At 71.6% G+C, this 18,336-nt stretch carries 16 protein-coding genes; 4 read left to right on the top strand and 12 right to left on the bottom strand.

Features of this window, described 5'->3' with window-relative positions; genetic code table 11:
- Positions 1-28: 28 nt before the first annotated feature.
- Positions 29-2,569 carry an alpha-glucan family phosphorylase gene (gene glgP, locus Q9250_RS07330; protein WP_306231207.1) on the bottom strand — a complete coding sequence of 847 codons (2,541 nt, stop codon included), beginning with the start codon at positions 2,567-2,569 and terminating at the stop codon, positions 29-31.
- A gap of 119 nt (positions 2,570-2,688) precedes the next feature.
- On the opposite strand from glgP, the gene Q9250_RS07335 reads away from it, so the two are divergent.
- Complete coding sequence (locus tag Q9250_RS07335; RefSeq protein ID WP_306233947.1) at positions 2,689-4,680, top strand: alpha-1,4-glucan--maltose-1-phosphate maltosyltransferase; 1,992 nt, start codon at positions 2,689-2,691, stop codon at positions 4,678-4,680.
- Positions 4,677-6,860, top strand: a complete 2,184-nt coding sequence (gene glgB / locus Q9250_RS07340) for a 1,4-alpha-glucan branching protein GlgB (protein WP_306231208.1) — start codon at positions 4,677-4,679, stop codon at positions 6,858-6,860. The genes Q9250_RS07335 and glgB overlap by 4 nt, the downstream gene beginning before the upstream one ends.
- On the opposite strand, the gene Q9250_RS07345 is transcribed toward glgB, so the two are convergent.
- Both Q9250_RS07345 and Q9250_RS07350 read right to left on the bottom strand, forming a co-directional pair.
- Positions 6,854-7,798, bottom strand: a complete 945-nt coding sequence (locus tag Q9250_RS07345; protein ID WP_306231209.1) for a tetratricopeptide repeat protein — start codon at positions 7,796-7,798, stop codon at positions 6,854-6,856. The genes glgB and Q9250_RS07345 overlap by 7 nt on opposite strands.
- A complete protein-coding gene (locus Q9250_RS07350; protein ID WP_306231210.1) occupies positions 7,798-9,684 on the bottom strand; it encodes a DUF8094 domain-containing protein in 1,887 nt (628 codons plus the stop codon). The genes Q9250_RS07345 and Q9250_RS07350 overlap by 1 nt, the downstream gene beginning before the upstream one ends.
- Positions 9,685-9,861: 177 nt before the next feature.
- Between Q9250_RS07350 and Q9250_RS07355 the strand changes: the two genes are divergently transcribed.
- Positions 9,862-10,938 (top strand): AI-2E family transporter, encoded by a 1,077-nt coding sequence (locus Q9250_RS07355; protein ID WP_422665028.1) that lies wholly within the window; start codon positions 9,862-9,864, stop codon positions 10,936-10,938.
- 16 nt (positions 10,939-10,954) lie between these two features.
- Here Q9250_RS07355 and Q9250_RS07360 read toward each other — a convergent pair whose 3' ends face one another.
- The 8 genes from Q9250_RS07360 to rpsB form a co-directional block, all read right to left on the bottom strand.
- Positions 10,955-11,239: a hypothetical protein gene (locus Q9250_RS07360; protein ID WP_306231212.1), complete on the bottom strand. Its 285-nt coding sequence runs from the start codon at positions 11,237-11,239 to the stop codon at positions 10,955-10,957.
- Positions 11,239-11,913, bottom strand: coding sequence for an aggregation-promoting factor C-terminal-like domain-containing protein (locus Q9250_RS07365; RefSeq protein ID WP_306231213.1), 675 nt, complete (start codon positions 11,911-11,913; stop codon positions 11,239-11,241). Before Q9250_RS07365 ends, Q9250_RS07360 begins: the two co-directional genes overlap by 1 nt.
- A 49-nt stretch (positions 11,914-11,962) precedes the next feature.
- Positions 11,963-12,511, bottom strand: a complete 549-nt coding sequence (locus Q9250_RS07370; protein ID WP_306231214.1) for a DivIVA domain-containing protein — start codon at positions 12,509-12,511, stop codon at positions 11,963-11,965.
- Positions 12,512-12,542: 31 nt separating this feature from the next.
- Entirely contained in the window at positions 12,543-13,472 is a 930-nt protein-coding gene (locus Q9250_RS07375; protein WP_306231215.1) for a phosphatidate cytidylyltransferase, read from the bottom strand.
- 21 nt (positions 13,473-13,493) lie between these two features.
- A complete protein-coding gene (gene frr, locus Q9250_RS07380) occupies positions 13,494-14,045 on the bottom strand; it encodes a ribosome recycling factor (protein ID WP_306231216.1) in 552 nt (183 codons plus the stop codon).
- A 34-nt stretch (positions 14,046-14,079) separates the two neighbouring features.
- Entirely contained in the window at positions 14,080-14,793 is a 714-nt protein-coding gene (pyrH, locus tag Q9250_RS07385) for a UMP kinase (RefSeq protein WP_306231217.1), read from the bottom strand.
- 121 nt (positions 14,794-14,914) lie between these two features.
- Complete coding sequence (tsf, locus tag Q9250_RS07390) at positions 14,915-15,742, bottom strand: translation elongation factor Ts (RefSeq protein ID WP_306231218.1); 828 nt, start codon at positions 15,740-15,742, stop codon at positions 14,915-14,917.
- A 10-nt stretch (positions 15,743-15,752) separates the two neighbouring features.
- Positions 15,753-16,682, bottom strand: coding sequence for a 30S ribosomal protein S2 (gene rpsB / locus Q9250_RS07395; protein WP_306231219.1), 930 nt, complete (start codon positions 16,680-16,682; stop codon positions 15,753-15,755).
- Between the two features lie 260 nt (positions 16,683-16,942).
- On the opposite strand from rpsB, the gene Q9250_RS07400 reads away from it, so the two are divergent.
- Positions 16,943-17,470 (top strand): murein hydrolase activator EnvC family protein, encoded by a 528-nt coding sequence (locus Q9250_RS07400; RefSeq protein ID WP_306231220.1) that lies wholly within the window; start codon positions 16,943-16,945, stop codon positions 17,468-17,470.
- Here Q9250_RS07400 and Q9250_RS07405 read toward each other — a convergent pair.
- Positions 17,433-18,335, bottom strand: a complete 903-nt coding sequence (locus tag Q9250_RS07405; RefSeq protein ID WP_306231221.1) for a tyrosine recombinase XerC — start codon at positions 18,333-18,335, stop codon at positions 17,433-17,435. The two genes, Q9250_RS07400 and Q9250_RS07405, sit on opposite strands and share 38 nt — an antisense overlap.
- Position 18,336: the final 1 nt, after the last annotated feature.

Raw genomic sequence — 18,336 nt, forward strand, 5'->3', positions numbered from 1 at the left:
CGGCTGCGGCAGCGCCGGCGGCGCCGGCTCAGGCCTTGGCGTAGGCAACGAGGCCGAGCTCGGCGTCGTTCGCGAGCATCTCGTGCTTCGGCACGACCCGCACGGTGTAGCCGAACGTGCCCGCGATCGGCAGCTCGATGGCGGCCTCGAAGCGCCGCGCGGCGCTGTCGCCGCCCCGATCCTCGAGCGTGAACCGCCGGGTGTGGCGCAGCTCGCCCTCCTCCGACATCGCACCGGCGACCACCTCGACCGTGACGTCGTCGGGCGACAGCGCACCCAGGTCGAGGAAGGCCCGCACGCGCACCTGGTCGCCGACGATCGGCGGCACGTCGACGCCGTCGACCTCGACGTGGTGCACCGACACGCCTCCGAACGCCTGACGCATCCGCCCCGTCCATGCGGCGAAGCCACGGCCGGCCTCAGCGGTGTCGGCACCGGCGATCGACGCCGCGCGCGCCGCCGGCGCGTAGAGCTCGCGCACGTACTCGGCGAGCATCCGCTCGGCCGAGAGCTCGGGGCTCAGCGTCGCCAGCGTGTGGCGGATCGAGGCGATCCACGCCGTCGGCAGCCCGCGCTCGTCGCGGTCGTAGAAGCGCGGCGCCACCTGGTGCTCGATGATCTCGTACATGGCGTTCGCCTCGAACGCGTCGCGCTCGGCCGCATCCATCTGCTCGTGCGCCGAGGGGATCGCCCAGCCGTTCTGGCCGTCGAAGTACTCCTCCCACCAGCCGTCGAGGATCGAGAGGTTGAGCGAGCCGTTCAGCGCGGCCTTCATGCCGGAGGTGCCGCACGCCTCCAGCGGGCGCGGCGGGTTGTTGAGCCACACGTCGCAGCCCGGGTAGAGCGACTTGGCCATCGCGATGTCGTAGTTCTCGAGGAACACCAGCCGGCCGCGGATGTCGGGCTCCTGCGAGAAGCGCACCAGCTCCTGGATCAGCTGCTTGCCCGCCTCGTCGGCCGGGTGCGACTTGCCGGCGATGACCAGCTGCACCGGGCGCTCGGGGTCGGTCAGGATCGACCGCAGCCGCTCGCGGTCATGGAGCATGAGCGTGAGCCGCTTGTAGGTCGGCACGCGGCGGGCGAAGCCGATCGTCAGCACGTCGGGGTCGAGCATCCGGTCGATCCACGAGGGCGCCACGCCCTCGTTGCGCTCGTGCTTGCGGCGCGTGCGGGCGCGGGCCTCGTCGACCAGGTGCGCGCGCATCTCCCGCCGCACCGACCACAGCGTCTCGTCGCTCACCGCGTCGGAGCCCCAGTCGCAGCGGGCGGTGTCGAGCGTGCCGAGCTCGCGCTCGGCCAGGTGCTTGAGCGACGGCGAGGTCCAGGTGGGCGCGTGCACGCCGTTGGTGACCGAGGTGATCGGCACCTCCTCGACGTCGAAGCCCGGCCAGCGGTCCTGGAACATCGCGCGGCTGACAGCGCCGTGCAGCTTCGAGACACCGTTCGCGCGCTGCGCGATCGAGAAGCCCAGCTGCGCCATGTTGAAGATCGAGGGGTCGTCCTCGCGGCCGAGCGCGAGCACCCGCTCGACGTCGACGCCCGGCACGAGGTCGCCCGAGAGGTGCCTGCGCACCAGGTCGAGGTCGAACCGGTCGATGCCGGCGGGCACGGGCGTGTGCGTCGTGAAGACGGTGCCCGCGCGCACGACCGCGAGCGCCTCGTCGAACGTCAGTCCGGCCGAGGCGGAGAGCTGCGCGATGCGCTCGATGCCGAGGAAGCCCGCGTGCCCCTCGTTGGAGTGGAAGACGGTCGGCTCGGGAGCGCCGGTCAGCTCGCTGTAGACGGCCAGCGCCCGCACCCCGCCGATGCCGAGCAGCAGCTCCTGCTGCAGGCGATGCTCGCCGCCGCCGCCATAGAGCCGATCGGCGACGCCGCGCAGCTCGAGCTCGTTCTCGTGGATGTTCGTGTCGAGCAGCAGCAGCGGTACGCGGCCGATCGTCGCCTGCCAGATGCGGGCGTGCAGGGTGCGCGCACCCGGCAGCGCGAGCGCGACGGTCGCGTGCGTGCCGTCGGCGTTGCGCAGGATCGTCAGCGGCAGCCCGTCGGGATCGAGCACCGGGTACGACTCCTGCTGCCAGCCCTCGCGCGAGATGGCCTGCTTGAAGTAGCCGGCCTGGTAGAACAGCCCGACGCCGACGATCGGCACGCCCAGGTCGCTGGCGGCCTTCAGGTGGTCGCCGGCGAGGATGCCGAGGCCGCCGGAGTACTGCGGCAGCGCGCTGGTGATGCCGAACTCGGGAGAGAAGTAGGCGATCGCCTCGGGTGCGTCCTCGAGCGACTGGTACCAGCGCGCCTGCGACAGGTAGTCGTCGAGGTCGTCGGCGAGCGCATCGACACGGCTGACGAACCCCTCGTCGTCCGCGAGCTGCCGCAGCCGCTCGGTGCCGACCCAGCCGAGCAGCTGCACCGGGTCGTGGCCGGTGGCGCGCCAGCCGTCGAGCGAGATCTCGCGGAACAGCTCGCGGGTCGGCTCGTGCCACGACCAGCGGAGGTTCGAGGCAAGCTGCTCGAGCCTGGCCAGGCGCTCGGGGAGGGACGTGCGGACGGTGAATCGGCGGATCGCTCTCACGCGTCCAGAGCCTAGCGGCGCCCGCGCCGCGGCTGTGCACCCCGCGCCCACCGGGGCCTCTGTAGGCCCGCGCCCACCGAGGCCTCTGTAGGTTGGGTGCCGTGGCGAACAAGCGCGAGATGGATGTCCTGTCCGGCCGGATCCCGGTGCTCGACCTGAGCCCCCAGCAGCCCGGCAATCGATTCCCCGCGAAGGCGGTGGTCGGCGACGTGGTGCCCTTCGAGGCGGCGGCGTTCCGTGAGGGCCACGATCGCATCGGCGTGACGCTGGTGCTCCGCTCCCCCTCCGGCGTCCGCGCCCGCGTGCCGATGCATCCGCTCAACGACGGCCTCGACCGCTGGCGCGCGCTCGCGCAGGTCTCCGAGCGGGGCCTCTGGCGCTGGCACGTCGAGGCGTGGGCCGACGAGTGGGCCACCTGGCACCACAACGCAGAGATCAAGATCCCCGCAGGCATCGACACCGAGGTGATGGCGGCGCTCGGCGCGCAGCTGCTCGCCCGCGCCGCGCGCCAGTCGAAGGGCATGGACGCCACCCTGCTCGCGGGCGCCTCGAGCGCCCTCTCCAACCCTGCGGCGCCGATCATGCACCGCTGGGCCTCGGTCAACGACCCCGAGATCCTGGCGGCCGTCGACCGGGCGCGCCCGAGGTCGCTCGTCACCGAGTCCGAGAAGCTGACGCTGCGCGTCGAGCGCACCCGCGCGGGCGTCGGCGCCTGGTACGAGCTCTTCCCCCGCTCGGAGGGCGCCGTGCAGCGCCCCGACGGCAGCTGGCAGTCGGGCACCTTCGCCACCGCCGCGAAGCGGCTTCCCGCCGTCAGGGCGATGGGCTTCGACGTGCTCTACCTGCCGCCCGTGCATCCGATCGGCGAGGTCAACCGCAAGGGCCCCAACAACACCCTGACGCCCCAGCCCGGCGACCCCGGCTCCCCATGGGCGATCGGCTCGAAGGCGGGCGGGCACGACACCATCCACCCCGACCTCGGCACGATCGACGACTTCCGCGCCTTCGTGCGCGCGGCGGCGGATGCGGGGCTCGAGGTGGCCATGGACCTCGCCCTCCAGGCGGCCCCGGACCATCCGTGGGTGACCGAGCACCCGGAGTGGTTCACGACGCTGCCGGACGGCTCGATCGCCTTCGCCGAGAACCCGCCGAAGAAGTACCAGGACATCTACCCCGTCAACTTCGACAACGACCCCGCCGGGATCGTCGAGGAGGTGCTGCGGCTGCTCGACCACTGGATCGGCTGCGGCGTGCGCATCTTCCGCGTCGACAACCCGCACACGAAGCCCCTGTGGTTCTGGGAGCGCGTCATCCGCGACGTGAACAAGGAGCACGGCGACATCGTCTTCCTCGCCGAGGCCTTCACGCGCCCCGCGATGATGCAGGCGCTCGGGAAGGTCGGGTTCCAGCAGTCGTACACGTACTTCGCCTGGCGCAACACGAAGGCCGAGCTCGAGGAGTACCTGCGCGAGGTGACCGGGCCGCAGGCGGCGTGGTTCAAGCCTGCCTTCTGGGTCAACACGCCCGACATCCTCACCGAGTACCTGCAGTTCGGCGGCGTGCCGGCGTTCAAGGTGCGCGCCGCGATCGCCGCCACCGCGGTGCCGACCTGGGGCATGTACGCGGGCTACGAGCTCATCGAGGACGTCGCCCGGCCCGGGGCCGAGGAGGCGATCGACAACGAGAAGTACGAGTACAAGCCGCGCGACTGGGCGCAGGCCGAGCGCAACGGCACCACCATCGCGCCGTACATCGCGCGCCTCAACGAGATCCGTGCCGCCCACCCGGCGATCCGGCAGCTGTGGGCGCTCGACGTGCACTGGTCCGACGACGAGGCCGTGCTCGTCTACTCGAAGCACGTCGACGGCGCCTTCACCGAGTCGGGCGAGAGCGACACGATCATCGTGGTCGCGAACGTCGACCCGCACTCGGCCAGGCAGACGACCGTGCACCTCGACCTGACGAAGCTCGGCATGCGCCCCGGCGACACGTTCGAGGCCCACGACCTCATCTCTGGCGAGACGTGGAGCTGGAGCGACCACAACTTCGTGCGCCTCGATGCCCACATCGAGCCCGCGCACGTCATCCACGTGCGACGATCGGCTGCATGATGCTCGACGAGAACACCCTCCGGCAGCTCGGTGACGGGGAGCACCCCGCACCGCACGATCTGCTCGGCGCGCATCCGGATGCGTCCGGTCACGTCGTGCGGGCGGTGCGCCACCTGGCCGCCTCGGTCGAGGTGATCGGCACCGACCCCGCCGCCGTGCCGACCCCCATGGAGCACCTCGGGCAGGGGGTCTGGGCGGCGACCGTGACCGGACCCATCCGCCCCTATCGCCTGCGCACGACCTACGGCGACGGCGGCAGCTGGGAGGCCGAGGACCCGTATCGCTTCACGCCCACGCTGGGCGAGCTCGACCTCCACCTGTGGAGCGAGGGCCGCCACGAGCAGGTCTGGAAGGTGCTCGGATCGCGCCTGCGCGAGCACGAGGGCGTGCGGGGCGCGACCTTCGCCGTGTGGGCGCCGAACGCGCGCGCCGTGCGCATCATCGGCGACTTCAACGACTGGGTCGGCCGCGCGCACCCGATGCGCAGCATGGGCGGCTCGGGCGTCTGGGAGCTGTTCGTGCCGGGCGAGCTCGAGCACTCCGGCTACAAGTACGAGATCCTCACCGACCACGGGTGGGTGACCCGGGCCGACCCGATGGCGCGCTACACCGAGGTGCCGCCCGCCACCGCGTCGAAGGTCGGCACGAGCCGCTTCGCGTGGAGCGATGACGAGTGGATGGCGTCCCGGGCCGCCAAGGACGTGTACAACTCCCCCATGTCGGTCTACGAGCTGCACTTCGGCTCCTGGCGGCCGGGCCTCGGCTACCGGGAGATGGCGGATGCGCTCATCGAGCACCTCGAGGAGACCGGCTTCACGCACGTCGAGTTCATGCCGCTCGCGGAGCACCCGTTCGGCGGTTCCTGGGGCTACCAGGTGACCGGCTACTACGCCCCCACCAGCCGCTTCGGGCACCCCGACGACCTGCGCTACCTGATCGACCGGCTGCACCGCGCCGGGTACGGCGTGCTCGTCGACTGGGTGCCGGGCCACTTCCCGAAGGACGAGTGGGCGCTCGCCCGCTTCGACGGCCGCGCCCTCTACGAGCACCCCGACCCGCGCCGCGGCGACCAGCCCGACTGGGGCACGCACGTGTTCGACTTCGGCCGCCCCGAGGTGAAGAACTTCCTGGTCGCCAACGCGATCTACTGGTTCGAGGAGTTCCACATCGACGGCCTGCGCGTCGACGCGGTCGCGTCGATGCTCTACCTCGACTACTCGCGCAAGGACGGCGAGTGGCTGCCGAACGTGCACGGCGGGCGCGAGCACCTCGAGGCGATCTCGCTGCTGCAGGAGGTCAACGCGACGGTCTACCGCCGGCACCCGGGCATCGTGATGATCGCGGAGGAGTCGACCTCGTGGCCGGGCGTCACGAAGCCGACCGACCAGGGCGGGCTCGGCTTCGGCATCAAGTGGAACATGGGCTGGATGCACGACACGCTCCAGTACATGGCGGTCGACCCGATGTACCGGTCGCACCACCACAACGACATCACGTTCTCGTTCTTCTACGCGTTCTCGGAGCAGTTCATGCTCCCGATCAGCCACGACGAGGTCGTGCACGGCAAGGGCTCGCTGCTGAGCAAGATGCCCGGCGACCAGTGGCAGAAGCTCGCCTCCGTGCGCGCCTACCTGACCTTCATGTGGGCGCACCCGGGCAAGCAGCTGCTGTTCATGGGCCAGGAGTTCGGGCAGCCGAGCGAGTGGAGCGAGGCGCGCGGGCTCGACTGGTGGATCCTCGACCAGCCGGTGCACCGCGGGCTGATGTCGCTGGTGACGCAGCTGAACCGCGTCTACCGCGACACCGAGGCGCTCTGGCTGCGCGACAACGAGCCGGGCGGCTTCGAGTGGATCGACGGCGGCAACTCGGCCGACAACCTCGTGGCGTTCCTGCGCTGGGGAGCCGAGGGCGACGCGGTCGCCGCGGTCGTCAACTTCTCGGGGCGCCCGGTCGAGGGCTACCGGATCGGGCTCCCGAGCTCTGGCGACTGGGAGGAGGCCGTGAACTCGGACGCGCAGGAGTTCGGCGGCTCCGGCGTCGGCAACCTCGGCGTCGTGCACGCGGTCGACGAGCCGTGGGGCGGTCGCCCGGCGTCAGCGACGATCACCGTGCCGCCGCTGGCGGGGCTGATCCTGCGGCGCAGGGCCCCTGCTCCCGACCGGGCGGTCGAGGCTCAGTAGAGGAGCGTCGTCAGCCGCTTGCGGGCGGCTGCCACGCGCTCGTCGTCGAGGCCGACGATCTCGAACAGGTCGAGCAGGCGCAGTCGGGCGTCCTGCTTCTCGTCGCCCGCGAGCGAGCCGACGAGGTCGAGCATGCGCAGGAACGCGTCCTCGACGTGACCGCCGGAGAGGTCGAGGTCGGCGACGAGCATCTGCGCCTCGGCGTCGGTCGGAGCGGCCGCGGCCGCGGCGCGGATCTCGTCGGCGCCCTTCCCGCGCAGGCGTGCGAGCAGCCGCACCTGCGCGAGCCCGGCGATCGCGTCGGCGTCGCGCGGGTTCTGCGCGATCGCCTTCTCGAACGCGGCGATGCCGGCGTCGAGGTCGCCGGCGTCGATCGCGTCGTAGGCCTCCTGGTGCAGCGGCGGCACCGGTGCCGGCGCGGGCTCTGCGTCGTCGCCAGCCGCGTCGCCGACCGGCACGCTGCCGGTGATGCCCTGCTGCTCGGCGAACGCCAGCACCTGCTCGAGCACGTCCTTCACCTGCTCCTCGGGGATCGCCCCGGTGAACAGCGGCGCGGGGCGGCCGGCGATGATCGCGGCCACGGTGGGGATCGACTGCGCGTTGAACGCCTGCACGAGCTGCGGGTTGGTGTCGGCGTCGACCTTCGCGAGCACGAGGCGGCCGCCGTACCCCTCGATGAGGCGCTCGAGCACCGGCGAGAGCTGCTTGCACGGTCCGCACCACTCGGCCCAGATGTCGATGATGACCGGCACCCGGTTCGACAGCTCGACGATCGTGGCGAGGTCGGCGTCGGTGACGTCGACGATCACGCCCGGCGTGCCGGCCGCAGGTGCGCCCTGCGCGGCCTCGGGCGCTGCTGCGGACTGCTGGTGGCGCGCGGCGAGGGCCGACAGGTCGACCGCCCCTCCCATCGACGCGGGCAGACGTGCCTCGGACATCACTGGACCTCCCTTGCGCTGACGAGTGCCTGGCTGTAGCCGACCACCTGGATCTGGGTGCCCTCCGGAGCGTCGGCGGGCGGCACCGAGAAGAGCACCTGGATCTGGTAGGTGGTCTCGATGCCTCGTGTCGACTGCTGGACGCCTGCGAGGATGCCGGCGCCCGCCTGGGCCTCGATCTCGACGCCCTCGTCGGCCGGCGTGGCGCGCTGGGTCTCGAGGAACGAGCTCGCCATGAGCGCCCCGCCCTCGTTGTTCACCAGCAGGATCGGCGCCTGCTCGTCCTCGGCCGCCGACCACTCGAGGGTCGAGAGCTCGAACTCGGGCAGCGCGCGCTGGGCGTCCTTGGCGGGGCGGCCGATCTCGGCGCGCAGCGCATCGCCCTCCTCGCGGAACCAGGCGTTGAACTGCGACTCCGCGCCGTTCAGCAGCACGTCGGCGTAGGCGGCGGTGATCTCGTTCGGCCGGCGCTGCAGCAGCGGGGTGTCGCCCGGCAGGCTGGCGGCACCGATCGTCGGGCTGGCGACCGCGGGCAGCTGCACGCCGGAGGCGAGCGTCGTGATGTAGACGAGCTTGTAGTCCGAGCGCGCATCGGCCTGCTGGAAGGTCAGCGCCGACTGCGCCTGCGTGCCGTCCTGCCAACCGACGATCGCCATCACGCTGCGCGGCCAGATCTCGGTCTGCTGCGGCAGCAGCAGCTCGACCTCACCGTCGGCGATGCCCGCCACTGCGGCGATCTCACCGTTCTGCGTGCGCACCTGGTAGCTGGTGGTGCGGGCCTCCAGCGCCGGACCAGCGAGGCGCTGCGCGGCGATGTCGGGATTGAGCGCGGCATCGGCCTCGACGACCGCGGCGCGCGTGGCCTCGAGCACCCGGCCGAACTGGTTCTCGGTCAGGGCCACCGGCGGCAGCGTCTCCTCGAGGCTCGTCGGCGTCGGAGCGCCGGTGGGCTGCGCGGTCGGCTCGGCGCTGGGCCAGTACTGCGGGCCGCAGCCGGTCAGGCCGACCACGGCCACGACGGGCAGGGCGAGCAGGCCGAAGCGACGCTTCCGTCGCGGTGCCGCGGAGACGTTCTTGCCCCGCTCCGCCTCGACCTCTGGGCCGGTGTCGCTCGGGGGCGTCGGCGCGGATGAGCCCGACGCGGCGTCATCGCCCTGCGGTGTCGACGCATCCGCCGCCTCGATCTCGCCCTGCGGCTCGCGCGGCTCGACGGCCGCGCGGTCGGGGCGAGGCAGGCCCTGCTGCGCGTCGCGCCGCAGCTGGCGGCGCTCGGCCCGGGTCAGGTCGCGGTGCGAGCGACGCTGCGGGCCGCGACGACGCCGGTGGCTGCGCAGGGCGAGGAGGAAGAACAGCAGCGCGAGCGCGAGGAAGAAGAGCCCTGCGGCGACCAGCGGGCCGAAGAGCGGCGTCTTCGCATCGAACGGCCACTCCACGCGGATGTCGGAGGGAGCCGCCGATCCGGGTGCTCCGGCGATCGCGATCGTGTAGCCGACGGGCAGGTCGATGGTCATCTCGACCGAGCCCTCGCCCTGCTGCTCCTCGATCCACATGTCGCTGCCGGCGAGCTCGGGCAGCGGGGCGTCGTCGCCCGGCTCGAGCTGCAGCGCGAGCGCGTCGCTCGCATCGAGCTGCGCGATCGCGTGCTCCGTCTCGCCCACCCAGCCGAGCACGTCGTGCTCGCGGCCGACCACCGCGGTGATCGGGCCCTCGCCCTCGATGGCGATGCTCTGGACGCCGTCGTGCGTGTTCAGCGCCTCACCGCCGAGCAGCACGATCTGGGCCGATGTCGGCTCCTGGACCTCGGCCACGATCGAGTCGGGCGGGGCCCACAGGGTGCGCTGCCCGATGCCGAGGCCGAGCAGCACGAGCGAGATCACGAGGCTCACAGCCGCGAGGATGTATCGCACGGGTCAGAGGTCCTTTCACGCTCGCCGAGAGCTTCGGCAGGTCGACCAGACGGACGACGCAGAGCGGGCAAGCCTCCAGGGTACCGAGCCGGAGCGCGATCTGCCAAGCCCCATCGGGCGCGCGCCCCCCAGGGTGGGGCTCCCCCGCGCCCTAGGATGCCGAATGTGAACATCAGGAACGGCTTCCTCCTCGGCCTCGTGGGCGGGCTCGGGGTGCTGCTGGCACTGGCCATCGGCGCCGGCATCCAGCAGATCAGCACCGTGCTCGTCTGGGCGTTCGCCGGCATCTTCCTGGCGCTGGGCCTCGAGCCGGTGATCCAGTTCCTGATCCGGCGCAAGGTGCCCCGATGGGCGGCGGTGCTGATCATCTTCGTCGTGATCGTGGCCGTGCTGGTCGGTGCGACCTGGCTGATCGTGCCGACGATCGTCGCCCAGTTCACCGTGCTGGTGCAGTCGATCGTCGAGGAGATCGAGGGCGGCGCGCTCGACAGCGTGCTGACCTGGGTGCGCGAGACGTTCCCGCAGTTCGACATCGACGGCACCGTCGAGCAGATCATGCTCGCCCTGACCGACTTCGAGACCTGGTCGACGCTGCCCCCGTGGGTGGCCGACATCGCGGCGGGCGTGGTCGGCGGCGTCGGCCAGGTCGTGTTCGCCCTCGGCGGCGCCTTCATCGTCATCGTCCTCATGCTGTACTTCACGGGCTCGCTGCCGTCGCTGAAGTCGGGCATGTACCGCCTGGTGCCGGCCTCGTCGCGGCCGAAGTTCATCGAGATCGCCGAGCAGATCATGAAGTCGGTCGGCCGCTTCGTGCTCGGCCAGGGCTCGCTCGGCCTGCTGAACGGCGTGCTCTCCTTCATCGTGCTGTCGATCGCCGGCTCGGAGCTCGCCGGCGTCTACGCGTTCGTGGCGCTCATCGCGTCGACCATCCCGCTCGTCGGCACGATCTCCGCCTCCGTGGTGATCTCGCTGCTGGTGCTCGCGCTCGACGGGCCGCAGACGGCGCTGCCCGTCGCGATCTGGTACCTGCTCTACATGCAGCTCGAGGCCTACGTCATCAGCCCGCAGATCATGAACCGGGCGGTGAAGGTGCCCGGTGTCGTGGTCGTGCTGGCTGCCCTCATCGGCGGCACCCTGCTCGGCATCCTCGGCGCGCTCGTCGCGATCCCGGTGGCGGCGGCGATCCAGCTGATCCTGAAGGAAGTCGTGATCCCGAAGCAGGACGCCAGATAGCGGCAACCGCTGCGCGTCAGCGGGCGCGCCAGCAGCCGGTGTGCCAGTGGCGCCGATCCTCGACCGCGCGCTCGCCGAAGATCGAGTCGGCCCGCCACACGACGACGTGCGCCGTGCCCTGCACGACCGAGGCACCGCATCCGGGGCAGACGTAGTCCTTCACCGCGCTCGCGGCCGACATCGGCTGCACGTGCCACTCGGCGCCCGCGCGCCGTTCGATGCGGGCGGTGCCCTGCATCAGGCGGTCGACGTCGAGCGGCACGTAGGGCTGCGCGCGACGACTGGGCCGCCGCGAGGGCATCAGTACCAGCCCACCTGCTGCGAGTGGCCCCAGGCGCCGCACGGCGTGCCGTAGCGACCGGAGATGTAACCGAGGCCCCAGGTGATCTGCGTCACCGGGTTGGTCTGCCAGTCAGCCGCGACCGTCGCCATCTTGGAGCCGGGGAGCGACTGCGGGATGCCGTACGCGCCGCTGGAGCGGTTCTGCGCGTAGACGTTCCAGTTCGACTCCTTCTGCCACAGCTTGTAGAGGCAGGCGTACTGATCCTCGCCCCAGCCGCGGTTCAGCACCATCTCGCGGGCGATCGCCTGGGCGGTGCCCGGGTCGGGCGCGGCGACCGCGGGGATGGCGACCGTTGCACGGGGGGCGGCGGGCGCGGCGCCGGCGACGGGCGCCGCAGCGGCGACCCGCGTCGGCGTGGGGGTCGGGGTGGGCGTGGGCGTGGGCGTCGGCGTCGGGGTGTGCACCACGATCGTGTCGCGCACGAGCGACGCCTGCGCGCCGGTGATCTCGCCGATCGCCTGGCCGGGGCGGTTCTCGCTCGGCAGCGAGGCGGGATCGGCCATCACCTGCGCGCCGGGGCTGGCTGCCAGCGAGACGGCGACGAAGCCCATCGCGGCGAGCAGCGAGACACCCGAGAGCACGCCGCGAGTGCGCGTCTTGCGCGCGCTGGAGGTGCTGGGTCGAGTGAACACGAGGATCGACGCTATCACGGAACGGTAACGAAGCCCAGGCCCCGATCGTTCAGCGGACCGCCAGCATGAGGCTCACGACCGTGTCGAAGAGGCGGTCGACCTCGTCCTCGTCGTAGCCGCCGAACTGCGCGTCGAACTGGGCGGTGCGCACCTGTCGCGCCGTCATGTCGGGCCCGTCCTCGAGGTAGGAGGCGACGCGCTGCGCGAAGGCGTCGACATCGGCGACGCGGTAGCCGCGGGAGATGCGGCTCACCCGGCGGAAGCGCTCGCCGTCGGGTCGGTGCAGCTGCTCGAGCGTCTGCTGCGCCCGGTCGCGGATCTTCCCGTACCAGGCCTCCTCCCCGTGCTCGGCGATGCCCCGCTCGTGCTCGCGACGGGCGAACGCCTCCTCCAGCCGCTCGAGGGCCGCGTCGACGTGCGCGGGCGAATAGCCGCCCTTCTGCATCGGGAAGCTGGTGCGACGGATGGTCGACGAGTCGATCGCCGTGGCGGCTCGGGCATCGGTCGCGTAGGCACGACGGGCATCCTCGAGGAAGTCCTCGACCTGCTCGATGTCGTACCCGGGCTGCGACCGCCGGGCTCTGGGGAACGTGCTCATCGCCACCATCATGCCAGCGGTCGCGGCGGAGTCAGGCGTGCACCACCTGGAAGAGGGCCATCATCACGACCGAGCTCGGCAGGATCGAGTCGAGCCGGTCGAGGAATCCGCCGTGCCCGGGCAGGAACGAGCCGATGTCCTTGATGCCCAGATCCCGCTTGATGATCGACTCGGCGAGGTCGCCGACGGTCGCCGAGACGACGAGCAGCGCGGCGAGGATGAAGCCGAACCACCATTCCTGCCCCAGCATCCACACCGACAGCGCGATGCCTGCCGCCGTGGCGAGCACGGCACCGCCCGCCAGGCCCTCCCAGGTCTTGCCGGGGCTGATGCGCGGCGCCAGCTTGTGCCTGCCCAGCAGCACGCCCGCCGCCAGCGCGCCGGTGTCGATCACCGTCGTCATGATGATCATCGCGAGCGTCCACCACTGGCCGCCGTCCTGGGCGGTGAGCTGCACGGTGAAGGCGCCCAGCACCGCCACGTAGGCGATGCAGAAGGCGCCCTGCGTGATGTCGGCGAAGACGGCGGATGCGCCGGTCCGGGTGCGTGCGTCGGCCAGCTCGGCCACGCGCACCACGGCGACGCCGGCGATCGCGCCCAGGGTGCCCCACCACATCCCGGCGGCGCCCCAGAACCAGGTGATCGGCAGGATGGCGCTGCCGAGCAGCACCAGCGGGATGCGCGGCACGTCGCGGCCGGCGAAGCGCAGCGCGCTGGCGAGCTCGTAGAGGGCGAAGCCGATGAGCACGGTCGCGAAGACCATGAACAGCACCTTCACCCAGAGCAGGCTCGCCAGCAGCACGCCGCCCAGCAGCAGCGCGATCCCGGTCGCAGCCGCGAGGTCGCGCCCGGTGCGCTTGTTGACGCGCGCTCGCGTCGCCTCGATCTGATCCCTGGCCGCATGGATCTGCGCCTGGATCTGGGCCTCGATCTCGGCGGCGCTGCGGTGCTCCTTGTCCACCGTCGCTTCCCGACTCCTCGCTCAGACCTCGAGGAGCTCGGTCTCCTTCTTCTTCAGCGCGTCGTCGATGCTGTCGACGGTCTGCTTCGTGAGCAGCTCGAGCTCCTTGCCTGCGCGGGCGACCTCGTCCTCGCCCACCTCGTTGAGCTTGTCGAGGTCGGCCAGCGCCTGGCGGCGCACGTTGCGCACGGCCACGCGGGCCTGCTCGGCCTTGTCCTTGACGATCTTCACGTAGTCGCGGCGACGCTCCTCGGTGAGCTCGGGCATGACGATGCGCACCAGGTTGCCGTCGTTCGAGGGGGTCACGCCGAGATGCGGGGCGTTGACGATCGCGCGCTCGATCTCCTTCAGCGCGCTCTTGTCGAACGGCGTGATGACGAGGGTGCGGGCGTCGGGCTGCTGGAACGACGCCAGCTGCAGCATCGGTGTCGGCGTGCCGTAGTACTCCACATTGAGCCGCTGGAACAGCGCGGGGTTCGCCCGGCCGGCGCTCACCGTCTGGAAGTCGTCCTTCGCGACCTCGATCGACTGGGCCATCTTCTCCTTGGCCGAGGCCATAACGTCGCTGATCACGTGCTTCCTTCCGTTGCTGAGGATTGTATGCGGCTCAGGCGCGCACGAGGGTGCCGACCGGCTCGCCGAGGATCGCCTTCGTGAGCGCGGCCTCGCCGTCCATGCCGAAGACGCGCATCGGCATGCGGTTGTCCATGCAGAGGCTGAACGCCGTGGAGTCGACCACCTTGAGACCGCGCACGAGGGCGTCCTGGTAGGTGATCTCGTCGAACCGCGTCGCGGTCGGGTCGAGCTTCGGGTCGGCCGAGTAGACGCCGTCGACGCCGTTCTTGGCGACCAGCACCTGATCGGCCGTGATCTCGAGCGCGCGCTGCGCGGCGACCGTGTCGGTCGAGAAGTAGGGCAGGCCGGCGCCGGCGCCGAAGATGACGACGCGGCCCTTCTCGAGGTGGCGCTCGGCGCGGCGCGGGATGTACGGCTCGGCGACCTGCGTCATCTGGATGGCCGACTGGACGCGTGTCTCGGCGCCGGCCTGCTCGAGGAAGTCCTGCAGCGCGAGGGCGTTCATCACGGTGCCCAGCATGCCCATGTAGTCGGCTCGACCGCGCTCCATGCCGCGCTGGCTCAGCTCTGCGCCGCGGAAGAAGTTGCCGCCGCCCACGACGATCGCGATCTCGACCGTCTCGGCCGCCTCGGCGATCTGGCGGGCGATCGCCGACACCACGTCGGGGTTCACGCCCAAGCTGCCGCCGCCGAACGACTCTCCCGAGAGCTTCAGGAGGACTCTGCGGCGCGGCTGTGCTGGCATGGTGCTCCTCCAGGGGGTTGTCGACCCGGATCCGGGCCGTGCAGAAGCCTACCGCGCCGCCGACGGCGAGACGACGAAGGGCCGGGGTCTCCCCCGGCCCTTCGTCGCATGCTGGTGCTGGCTACGCGCCGACCTTGAAGCGCGCGAAGCCGCTGACCTGGAGGCCTGCGGCCTCGAGGACCTTGCCCACGGTCTGCTTGCTGTCGCGGGCGTAGTCCTGGTCGAGCAGCGCGATCTGCTTGAAGAAGCCGGTCAGGCGGCCCTCGATGATCTTCGGCAGGGCGCCCTCGGGCTTGCCCTCGCCGCGAGCGATCTCGGTGACGAGCTCGCGCTCCTTCTCGACCTGCTCGGCCGGCACCTCGTCGCGCGAGACGTAGGTGGGGTCGAACATGGCGATGTGCTGCGCGACGGCGCGAGCCGTCTCTGCGTCGTCGCCCGAGTAGGCGACCACGACGCCGACCTGCGGGGGCAGGTCCTTCGACGTGCGGTGCAGGTAGACGGCGTGCGACTCGCCCTCGACGCGGCCGACCTTGGTCAGCTCGATCTTCTCGCCGATGACGGCTGCCTCGTCGTCGATGAGCGACTTGACGGTGCCCGACTCGGCCGGCGCGGCGAGCGCCGACTCGAGGTCTGCGGCGCCGGAGGCCGCGACGGCGGAGACGACGCGCTCGGAGAGCGCGATGAAGCGCTCGTTCTTCGCGACGAAGTCGGTCTCGGAGCCGAGCGCGATCATCGTGACGGCACCCTCGCCCTCGGCGACGGCCACGAGGCCCTCGCTCGTCGAGCGGTCGGCGCGCTTCGCGTTGCCCTTGGCGCCCTTGAGGCGCAGGATCTCCGTCGCCTTCTCGATGTCACCGCCGGCCTCCTCGAGGGCTGCCTTGGTGTCGCTCATGCCGGTGCCGAGCTGCTCACGCAGCATCTTCAGGTCGGCGATGCTGATGTTGGCCATCGTCTGCTCCTCAGTTCGACTCGGACGCCGCGGCGTCGTCGGTGGTCTCGGCGGCTGCGGCCTCCTCGGCGACGGGGGCCTCGACGGCCTCCTCTGCGGGAGCCTCAGCTGCTGCTGGGGCCTCGTCGGCTGCGGGAGCCTCGTCGACTGCGGGTGCCTCGTCGACTGCGGGGGCGGCCGGCGCGGCTGCCTGCTCCTCGAGGAGCTCGCGCTCCCACTCGGCCATCGGCTCGGCCGCGGCGTCGCCGCCGCCGCCGTGGCGCTGCATGAGCCCCTCGGCCGCAGCGTCGGCGACGATCTTCGTCAGCAGCGCGACGGAGCGGATCGCGTCGTCGTTGCCCGGGATCGGGAACTGCACGTCGTCCGGGTCGCAGTTCGTGTCGAGGATCGCGATGACCGGGATGCCCAGCTTCTTGGCCTCGTCGACAGCAAGGTGCTCCTTGTTGGTGTCGACGATCCAGAGCGCCGACGGCGTGCGCTGCAGGTTGCGGATGCCACCGAGCGACTTCTGGAGCTTCAGCAGCTCGCGCTTCTTGAGCAGCAGCTCCTTCTTGGTGTAGACCGACGTGTCGTCGAAGTCGAGCTCCTCGAGCTCCTTCATGCGGCTGAGTCGCTTGGAGATCGTGTTGAAGTTCGTGAGCAGACCACCGAGCCAGCGCTGGTTGACGTAGGGCTGGCCCACGCGGGTCGCCTGCTCGGCGATCGACTCCTGCGCCTGCTTCTTGGTGCCGACGAAGAGCACGCTGCCGCCGTGGGCGACCGTCTCCTTGACGAAGTCGTAGGCCTTGTCGATGTAGGCGAGCGACTGCTGCAGGTCGATGATGTAGATGCCGGAGCGCTCCGTGAAGATGAATCGCTTCATCTTGGGGTTCCAGCGTCGGGTCTGGTGCCCGAAGTGCACGCCGCTGTCGAGCAGCTGGCGAGTGGTGACGACGGCCATGGCCGCCTCCTTCTTCTGTTCTGGTTGCCGGCCCCGACCGGTCGGTGGGGCCCCTGGCGCCCTGACGCACTCCCACCAGGCGCACGACGAGTCGAGCAGCTGGACCGAAGGGGGTGTCGTCGCGACGGGCGCGCGAAGTCATCGCACACAGGCGATGCCCTCCCATGCTACATGCTCGGCGGACCGTCGCAGAAGCCGGGCTCTCCACCGGCCGGCCCGCGAGCCGCACCCGCCGAGGCCGCACCGGTGCACCATGCCTCATGCGCATCCTCGCCCTCCTGCTGATTGTGACCGTCGGCGCCTGGGGCTGGCCGGTCGCCTCGCACGAGGTAGCCCGGGCGTTCGATCCCCCGGCGACGCCCTACGGCAGCGGGCACCGCGGCATCGACATCGCCGCGACCGCCGGCGCACCGGTCGTCTCCCCCGACGACGGCACGGTGCGCTTCGCGGGGCCGGTCGCCGGGCGGCCGGTCGTCTCGATCGACCACGGCGGCGGGCTGGTGTCGAGCTTCGAGCCGGTCGAGCCGCTCGTGGCGACGGGCGAGCCGGTCGCGCGGGGCCAGCGCATCGGCACGCTCCTCGCCGGCCACGTCGCCGGTGAGGCGAGGCTGCACCTGGGCGCTCGGCTCCACGGCGCCTACATCGATCCGCTGCCGCTGCTGGGGGTCGAGCGGCCGGTGCTGCTGCCGCGCGGCGCGGGCAAGGCTTCGGCGCGGCGGCTCCTGCCGGGGCCAGCGGCCGCACGCCGGGTCAGGCCCGCGGGTGCGCCGTGCGGTAGGCCTCCGTGAGCCGCTCGAGCGACACGTGCGTGTAGATCTGCGTCGTGCCGAGGCTCGCGTGCCCCAGCATCTCCTGCACCGCGCGCAGGTCGGCGCCGCCGTCGAGCAGGTGCGTGGCGGCCGTGTGCCGCAGGGTGTGCGGACCGTGCGGGCCCGAGCCCGGCACCTCCTCCAGCAGCCCGGTGACCAGCTCGTGCACGCGCCGCTGGCCGAGCCGGCCGCCGCGCGCGCCCAGGAAGAGGGCCGGATGCTGCTTCGCCGGGCTGGCGAGCTGGTCGCGGCCCGTGCGCATCCAGTCGAGCACCGCGTCGAGGGCGGGCCTGCCGAACGGCACCACCCGCTCCTTCGAGCCCTTGCCGACGACCCGCACGGTGAGCCGCTCGAGGTCGATGTCGTCGACGTCGAGGCCGACGAGCTCGCTGACGCGGAGCGCGCTGGCGTAGAGCAGCTCGACCACGGCGAGGTCGCGGAGCGCGACCGGATCGCCCTCGGCCGCGGCGGCGGCGAGTCCCGTCAGCACGCCGTCCATCGCCTGTCGCGACAGCACGCGGGGCAGGTGGCGGTCGCGCTTGGGCGTGCGCAGCCGCCCGGCGACATCCTGGCCGCCGTTCGCGGCGATCCATCGGCTGAGGCCGCGGGCCGCGGCGCTGCGGCGCGCGATGGTCGACTTGCCGCTGCCCTGCTCGGCGCTGGCGTAGAGCCAGTCGCGCAGGACCTCGATGTCGAGGCCGTCGGCGGCGTCGACGCGCTCGCGCTCGCAGTGCTCGGCGAGGCTGCGCAGGTCGCCCCGATAGGCGCGCACCGTGTTCGCCGAGTAGCCGCGCTCGCGCGCGAGGTGGGCGAGGTAGCCGTCGATCGCGTCGTCGAGCCGCATG

The sequence above is a fragment of the Agrococcus beijingensis genome (genome assembly GCF_030758955.1).
GTDB lineage: Bacteria > Actinomycetota > Actinomycetes > Actinomycetales > Microbacteriaceae > Agrococcus > Agrococcus beijingensis.